Source organism: Mesorhizobium sp. M1E.F.Ca.ET.041.01.1.1, from assembly GCF_003997355.1.
Classification (GTDB): Bacteria; Pseudomonadota; Alphaproteobacteria; order Rhizobiales; family Rhizobiaceae; genus Mesorhizobium.
Genome location: NZ_RZSL01000327.1, coordinates 1 through 6,982 on the forward strand (window position 1 = coordinate 1; position 6,982 = coordinate 6,982).

The window sequence follows — 6,982 nt, forward strand, 5'->3', positions numbered from 1 at the left end:
GGTCGCCTTGACGGTGAGCTTGGCTTCTTCCGGCGGCGTGTACTGCGCGGTGAGCAACTGGAACGAGGGAATAGCGATGAGCAACAGCACGACGACCGGCCCGACAGTCCAGATCACCTCGATCAGCGTGTTGTGGCTGGTCCTCGAAGGCACAGGGTTGGCGCTCGCGCGGAACCGCAGGATGCAATAGGCCAGCAGAAACAGCACCAGAAGGGTGATCACCACGATGAAGGCGAAGGTGTAGTTCCCGAACCATTCGATCTGCCGCATCATATCGGTCGCGGGCGCCTGGAAGCTGGTCTCCCATGGCTTAGGCTGATCCGCGTGGGCGGATGTGCCGGAGAGGAGCGCGCCCGCGGCCGCAGCACCTGCCAGAAACCTGGCGCCTGCCATGAATTTTCTCATCGCCCTCTCGTCTCCCACTTCCTGCGATTGGATCGCACCAATAACGAACGACGCCGGGATTGGGAATCCCGGTCTGTCCTAAGGTGGTTCAAACCATACTCTATTTCCCTCCGCAAGGAAGGAGCGGGCGAAACCGTGCGGCATTTTTGCGCGCAACCCGAGGGGCATCCTCAGCCATCGCCGCGCCACGCACGGGACGGTCGCAATTCGGGCGAATTTGCTCTGGAAAAGCGCGTAATTGCCGGTATCGGGACGGGCCGGCGACGGTCTCGTCCTTTACTTGGCCTTGGCGCGGCTTAAAGTGCCGTGATTCGCAATGGAGCCGTCATGACTTCCTGGCTTTCGAGACCCCTGACGAAGGTCGTCTTCCTTGCCGCCTTGCTTGGCGCCAGCCTGACCGGCGCGGCCAACGCCGCGGCACCTCAGACGGCCGCGCCGCCCAGCGGCACGGTCAAGTCGACGCATGGCGCGTGGTCGATCATTTGCGACACGCCGGCCGGCGCGACTTCCGAGCAATGCGTGATGATGCAGAATGTCGTCGCCGAGGACCGTCCGGAAATGGGGCTTTCGGTGGTCGTGCTGCGCACGGCGGACAACAAGGCCGAGATTCTGCGGGTGCTGGCGCCACTCGGCGTGCTCTTGCCTAACGGGCTTGGCCTCAATGTCGACGGCAAGGATATCGGCCGCGCCTATTTCGTGCGCTGCTTCCAAGACGGCTGCTATGCCGAGGTGATCCTGGAGAAGCCGCTGCTCGACACGCTGAAGAGCGGCACGTCGGCCACCTTCATCGTCTTCCAGACGCCAGAGGAAGGCATCGGCATTCCCGTCGATCTCAAGGGATTCGCCGAGGGCTTCGCGGCGCTCCCCTGAGCCCCGCCTGCTTGGCTCTAAAACTGCTTGATCCGGCCGATTACGAGATCTTCAAGCGAATTCGCCTGGAGGCCTTGCGTGTCTGTCCCAAGGCCTTCGCCAGCAGCCTTGCGGATTGGGAAAAGCTGCCGGACGAGGAATGGCGGCGTCGCCTGGCGAGCAACCCGGTTGTCGTCAGCCTTAGCGGCGATGAGCCTGTCGGCATCATGGGCCTGATGCGGGCAGCAGGCCAGCAAGATGGCGCATCGCGCCACCATCGTCATGGTCTATCTGCGCGACAGCGAGCGCGGCCGCGGACACGCCGTCGCGATGCTGGATCTTTTACTCGATCACGCTCGCGCATTGGGCATCCGGCAGGTCGAGTTGGCGGTAAGCGCGGAAAATCCGGCTGCAATGCGATTCTATCAACGCGAAGGTTTTCACGAAATCGGCTGCATACCTGCCGCCCTTCTTCATGAAGGCCGAGAGATCGACGAAATCGTGATGGCGCGGCGCCTGACTTAGGGTCTCCTGTAAAGATTGCCGAACGGCGCCTTGGCGCCTACATCCCGTAAAACCGTTCATTGAAGGGCCCGCGCCATGAACAGCCTGATCGGCCAATTCGACATTTCCGACGATCGCGTCAAAGAGATCGTCGCCGACACAATCAAAGGCGCCGACGACGGCGAGCTTTTCCTCGAATACAGCGAGAGCGAAGCGCTGATGTTCGACAACGGCCGGCTGAAGACGGCCAATTTCAACACCGACCAGGGTTTCGGCTTACGCGCCGTCGCAGGCGAGGCCAGCGGCTACGCCCATTCAAGCGATCTTTCCGAAGCCTCGCTGCTGCGCGCGGCCGACGCCGTCTCGGCGGTCAAGGGCGGCTATTCCGGAACACTCGCCGCCGCGCCCGCCCGTACCAACCGCCACCTCTATGGCGATGAGAACCCCATCCCCTCGCCTTCCTTCGAGGCCAAGGCGAAGCTTTTGCAGGAGATCGACGCCTGGCTGCGCGCCGCCGATCCTCGCGTGCGCCAGGTGACTGCCTCGCTCGCCGCCTCCTGGCAGCATGTCGAGATCGTGCGCGGCGACGGCCAGATGGTGCGCGACATCCGCCCGCTGGTCAGGGTCAACGTCTCGGTGGTGGTCGGCGATGGCGATCGCCAGGAGAGCGGCTCCTACGGCATGGGCGGCCGCAAGAGTTTTGGCGAGTTCCTGCCCGAGGAAAGCTGGAAGCATGCCGCAAGCGAGGCGCTCAGGCAGGCGCTGGTCAATCTCGAGGCGATTCCAGCGCCCGCCGGTACCTTCGATATCGTGCTTTCCAGCGGCTGGCCGGGCGTGATGCTGCACGAGGCGGTCGGCCACGGGCTGGAAGGCGACTTCAACCGCAAGAAGACGTCGGCCTTTGCCGGCCTGATGGGCCAGCAGGTTGCGGCAAAGGGTGTCACCGTGGTCGATGACGGCACGATCGCCGAGCGGCGCGGCTCGCTGACCGTCGACGACGAAGGCACGCCTTCGGCGCGCAACGTGCTGATCGAAGACGGCATACTGGTCGGCTACATGCAGGACCGCCAGAACGCCCGCCTGATGGGCATGAAGGCGACCGGCAACGGCCGGCGCGAGGGTTATGCGCATCAGCCGATGCCGCGCATGACCAACACCTACATGACCTCGGGCGACACGCCGCCGGAAGAGATCATCGCCTCGGTCAAGAACGGCATCTACGCCGTCTCCTTCGGCGGCGGCCAGGTCGACATCACCTCGGGCAAATTCGTGTTCGGCTGCACCGAGGCCTATTTGATCGAGAACGGCAAGGTGACGCAGCCGATCAAGGGCGCGATGCTGATCGGCAACGGCCCCGACGCCATGCACCGCGTCAGCATGGTCGGCAACGACATGAAGCTCGACAACGGCATCGGCATGTGCGGCAAGGCCGGACAGGGCGTGCCGGTCGGCGTCGGCCAGCCGCATCTGAGGATGAACCAGATGACGGTGGGCGGCACAAGGGTTTGAGGACGCTCAATCCGGCAGGCTTGAACAGCACCCGCAGCTAGAGTATCTTACCTTTGTCTTACACACGGTAAGCTTACGATGGCTGGTGCCGAAAAACTCATAACCACCGTCTCGACCAAGGGACAAGTGATCCTCCCCAGCGCGATCCGGAAACGGAGGGACTGGGGCGCCGGCACGCGTCTGCAGGTCGAAGACACACCCGAGGGTGTTCTTCTGAAACCAGCGCCGGCCTTTACCCCGACGCGGCCGGAAGACGTGTTTGGTGTGCTGCCGCACAGCGGCAAGCCGAAGACACTGGAAGAGATGGACGCGAGCGTCCTTGCTGAAGCGCGGCGGCGCCATGCTCGCGATTGATACCAACCTTGTCGTCAGATACCTGACGAACGACCATCCCGAACAGTCCCCGGGATCCCGGCGGCTGATCGATGGTCAAGCTGTGTTTGTCGCCGTCACCGTGATCCTGGAGGCTGAGTGGGTGCTGCGCAGCGCCTATGGCTACGGCCAGGCCGAAGTCGTCAGGGCGCTGCGGGCGTTCGGCGGGCTTTCCACAGTGGAGATGGAAGAGGCCGCGCTTGTCTCCTCCGCGCTTGACCTGGCTGAGGCAGGGATGGACTTCGCGGATGCGCTGCATCTCGGCAAGTCTGCGCATTGCTCGGGGTTTGCGACCTTCGACCGCAAACTCATCAAAGCTGCTCGGGCTGCGGGGCATAGTGGCGTGCAAGAGGCGTAGCTACCCGCCGGATGCGAACACGATCGTGTTAGCAAATTATTAAATGTTCAATTGCTTGGGCCGCCGTTTCCGCATTAACTTGGCAGCAATCTTCTCGTTGCGGTGGTGTTGGCAGTGCAGCGTTCCCTTGGCGTCCTGACCTCTTCTTTCCTCCTTGGCCTTTTCTCGTTGATCGGCGCCACGTCGCTGTCTGTCGACCCGGGGGCGGCGCAGTCGACCTTGTTCAAGCGGCCATCGACGCAGCCCTCCGCGGACGGGGTTCGCTCCGTCTCGGTTGGAGGGCGCACCAGCGTTCCCTACGGCTGGCTCGATTTCTGCCATCGCCGGCCGAAAGAGTGCAAGGTGCCTGCCCTGCAGGCCGCGAACGTCAAGCTGACCGCGCAGAACATGCGCACCCTCAAGCGCATAAACCAGAAGGCGAACCGCGCCATCAAGCCCGTCAGCAACTACGATCACTGGGGCACGATGATGGACCACTGGGACTATCCGGTGGATGGCAAGGGCGACTGCAAGATCTACGCGCTCTACAAGCGCAAGCTTCTCCTGGAGGCAGGATTTCCGCGGCAAGCGCTGCTGATGACGGTGGTGCGCGACCTGAACAATGAAGGGCACACGATCCTGACGGTGAAGACCGACAAGGGCGATCTCGTCCTCGACAATCTGGTCGACGAAGTCCGGCCCTGGAACGCGACCGGCTATTATTTCCTGAAACGCCAGTCGCAGCAGAACCCGAACATCTGGGTGTCGATCAACCAGCGCGGCGGCACGCCGAAAACCTGACGAATGCCGCCGGGCTCGTGGACTGAGCGGCCTGCCGGAACTGTACGCTTTCGAGGGCTGCTATCGCGCAATTGGCGGCGGAAACCATTACACACTTTTCCTGGCACTGCTCCCCGCCGCGACAGCCTACTGCTTGCAGGCCGGTTCGCCCTCCTGTCCGCAAGACGGTTTCTTCTTGAACTGCTGCTGCGGCTGCGGCTGCTGCTGCGGGAGACGCCGCTCTTGCATCTGTGGTCTCGGCTGGGCGCGGAATTCCGGCTTCGGCTCTGATCTTTGCGGCCGGAGCATCTGCTCGCTCGGCCTTTCCTGCCTGAACTGGCGCTGCGCATTCTCGTTCGGCCTGTTGACCTTGAAGTTGCGCTGGACGTCGACCCCCGCGCCGCCGGAACCTTCTTCGTTCTGCAGCCTGCGGAACTTCCTGCTCCGGTCGTTCCCGCCGGCCGAGCCCTGATTTTCGTCGGAGAACACGGACGGATTGTTCCTCCTTAGCCGCTTCTGAATGCTCGGCCCGTTGTCGGCCGGCTCACCGTTGACGGTCGGCAGCCTGCGGAACTTCCTGTTCTTCACGTTCCCGTCGACCGAGCCCTGGCTCTGGTCGAAGAACATGTCCGGATTGTTCCTCCTAAGCCGCTTCTGCACGCTCGGCCCATTGTCGGCCGGCTCGCCGTTGACGGTCGGCAGTCTGCGGAACTTCCTGCTCTTATTGTCGCGGTTGGCCGAGCCCTGATCGCCCGGTTCGACAATGGACTGGCCGGCGGACAAATCCCTGCGCGTCAGCTTCTTGGGTTTGCCGGACGGTATGTTCGGATTGTTCTTCCCGAATCTCTGCTGGGCGCTCTGGCCATTGTCGGCCGGCATGCCGTTGACGGTGGGCAGCCTGCGCAATTTCTTGCCCTTCTGCTGACCGCTGCCCTGCTCTCCGGTCGCGGCGCCGGGATTTCCCGTCGCCTCCTGGTTGCCGCCTACAATGCCTTGCTTGCCGAACTGCTTCCTGGACTTGTTGCCTGGCAAATTCCGGCCGTCGAGCACCGGTTTGCCGTTGACGAGCGGCAGCGTTTTGCCATCGGCTCCCGGCAAGGCGTGGTCGGTTGAGAGCTTGCGGGTTTTGGACTGGGTTTCCGACAGCGGAGTCGTGGCACCAGGCTGCTGACCCTGGATAGCGCGCTGGCCGGGCTTCAGCGGCAAGCCGCTCTGCTCCTGATTGAACTGGGCGCGACCGGTCGCGGCCGCCCTCTTTTTCAGCACCGGCGGTAGCGCGACCCTGGCCGCCAGCGCCGCACCGGTGCCGACGGCAGCTCCAGTCATTTTCTGGCGAGTGGTGAGGCCGCCCTCGGCATTGCCGCTTGGCTGTACGGCCTGATTGGTGATCTCGTTGTTGATCACCGTGTTATTTATGACCGTCGCGTTGTGGATGTTGTTGAAGATGATGTTGTCCCGCGGCGGCACGATGTCATGCGGCGGCCTGACCCATACGGGCACGGGCACGAAGACCGGCACCGGCAAAACAAAGACCTCGACCGGCGGCCGCGGCGGCGGCAGCACGATGAAATCCGGCGGCGGTGGCGGCAGGAAGATGATTGTGACCGGCGGCGGCGGTTCGAAGTCGAAATCGGGGTCGTCGAAATAGAGCACCGGGCGATCGACATAGACGATCTCCTCCGCCGGTGGCGGTGGCACATCGTAGATGATGACGGTGAAGCTTGGCGGCGGCTCGAGCTCGGCATCGAAATGTCTCAGCCGGCGCCGCGCGTCCCAGGCATGCGGCCCGTGCGGATAGCGCTCGAGGTAGGACCAGTAGGCTTCCGGCGTGTCCTCCATCCAGGTTTCACGCCAGGTGATCGCCTCCCGCCGCGCGGCGATGATGGCGCGCACCCGCTTGGCCATCGGATCGTGCGGATAAGCGACCAGGAAATCCTGGTAGCCGCGCAGCGTATCGCGGTCGAGCGCCGCGACATAGGCGTCGCGGGCATCAAAGTCGCGAATTTCCCTTGTCCGGTTGGCTTGGGATTCGGCCTCGGAAACCTTGGGTGCCGGCGCATCCGGCGCGCGGTCGAAGAAGACGAAGGGCGCGCTGATCTTCGAGGCGTCCCAAGGCACCTCGGCGCCTTCCGTCACCTCGTTGACGCGCAGGCGCGTGCGGTCGAACACATCCTCGAGCGGCAGGCCGCCCTCGCGCATCATCTCGGCCAGTGCCTGGGCATAGGC

7 protein-coding genes and 1 pseudogene are annotated in these 6,982 nt (G+C 63.5%); 6 read left to right on the forward strand and 2 right to left on the reverse strand.

Going from position 1 to position 6,982, the window contains the following annotated elements; all coding sequences use genetic code 11:
* Positions 1-393: cytochrome c oxidase subunit II (locus EOA38_RS23270; RefSeq protein ID WP_189434832.1), on the reverse strand; the 393-nt coding region annotated here is incomplete at its 3' end.
* A gap of 339 nt (positions 394-732) precedes the next feature.
* Here EOA38_RS23270 and EOA38_RS23275 point away from each other — a divergent pair.
* The 6 genes and pseudogenes from EOA38_RS23275 to EOA38_RS23300 all read left to right on the forward strand — a co-directional run bounded on the left by EOA38_RS23275 (position 733) and on the right by EOA38_RS23300 (position 4,777).
* Positions 733-1,275, forward strand: coding sequence for an invasion associated locus B family protein (locus EOA38_RS23275; protein WP_127220615.1), 543 nt, complete (start codon positions 733-735; stop codon positions 1,273-1,275).
* Positions 1,272-1,779 (forward strand): annotated as a pseudogene (locus tag EOA38_RS23280) (GNAT family N-acetyltransferase). The gene EOA38_RS23275 and the pseudogene EOA38_RS23280 overlap by 4 nt, the downstream one beginning before the upstream one ends.
* Positions 1,780-1,854: 75 nt before the next feature.
* Entirely contained in the window at positions 1,855-3,267 is a 1,413-nt protein-coding gene (tldD, locus tag EOA38_RS23285) for a metalloprotease TldD (RefSeq protein WP_127300349.1), read from the forward strand.
* A 78-nt stretch (positions 3,268-3,345) separates the two neighbouring features.
* Positions 3,346-3,621: an AbrB/MazE/SpoVT family DNA-binding domain-containing protein gene (locus EOA38_RS23290; protein WP_126095239.1), complete on the forward strand. Its 276-nt coding sequence runs from the start codon at positions 3,346-3,348 to the stop codon at positions 3,619-3,621.
* Complete coding sequence (locus EOA38_RS23295; RefSeq protein WP_127220621.1) at positions 3,608-3,997, forward strand: type II toxin-antitoxin system VapC family toxin; 390 nt, start codon at positions 3,608-3,610, stop codon at positions 3,995-3,997. The genes EOA38_RS23290 and EOA38_RS23295 overlap by 14 nt, the downstream gene beginning before the upstream one ends.
* Before the next feature lie 114 nt (positions 3,998-4,111).
* Positions 4,112-4,777 carry a transglutaminase-like cysteine peptidase gene (locus tag EOA38_RS23300; protein ID WP_189434830.1) on the forward strand — a complete coding sequence of 222 codons (666 nt, stop codon included), beginning with the start codon at positions 4,112-4,114 and terminating at the stop codon, positions 4,775-4,777.
* 126 nt (positions 4,778-4,903) lie between these two features.
* Here the strand turns inward: EOA38_RS23300 and EOA38_RS23305 are convergent.
* On the reverse strand, positions 4,904-6,982 hold a 2,079-nt coding region (locus EOA38_RS23305), incomplete at its 5' end, for a peptidase C14 caspase catalytic subunit p20 (protein ID WP_127300350.1).

Bases quoted from the DNA above. Each gene is read 5' to 3' on its own strand.
- EOA38_RS23275 (WP_127220615.1), top strand. From the start codon at position 733: ATGACTTCCTGGCTTTCGAGACCCCTGACGAAGGTCGTCTTCCTTGCC.
- tldD (WP_127300349.1), top strand. From the start codon at position 1,855: ATGAACAGCCTGATCGGCCAATTCGACATTTCCGACGATCGCGTCAAA.
- EOA38_RS23290 (WP_126095239.1), top strand. From the start codon at position 3,346: ATGGCTGGTGCCGAAAAACTCATAACCACCGTCTCGACCAAGGGACAA.
- EOA38_RS23295 (WP_127220621.1), top strand. From the start codon at position 3,608: ATGCTCGCGATTGATACCAACCTTGTCGTCAGATACCTGACGAACGAC.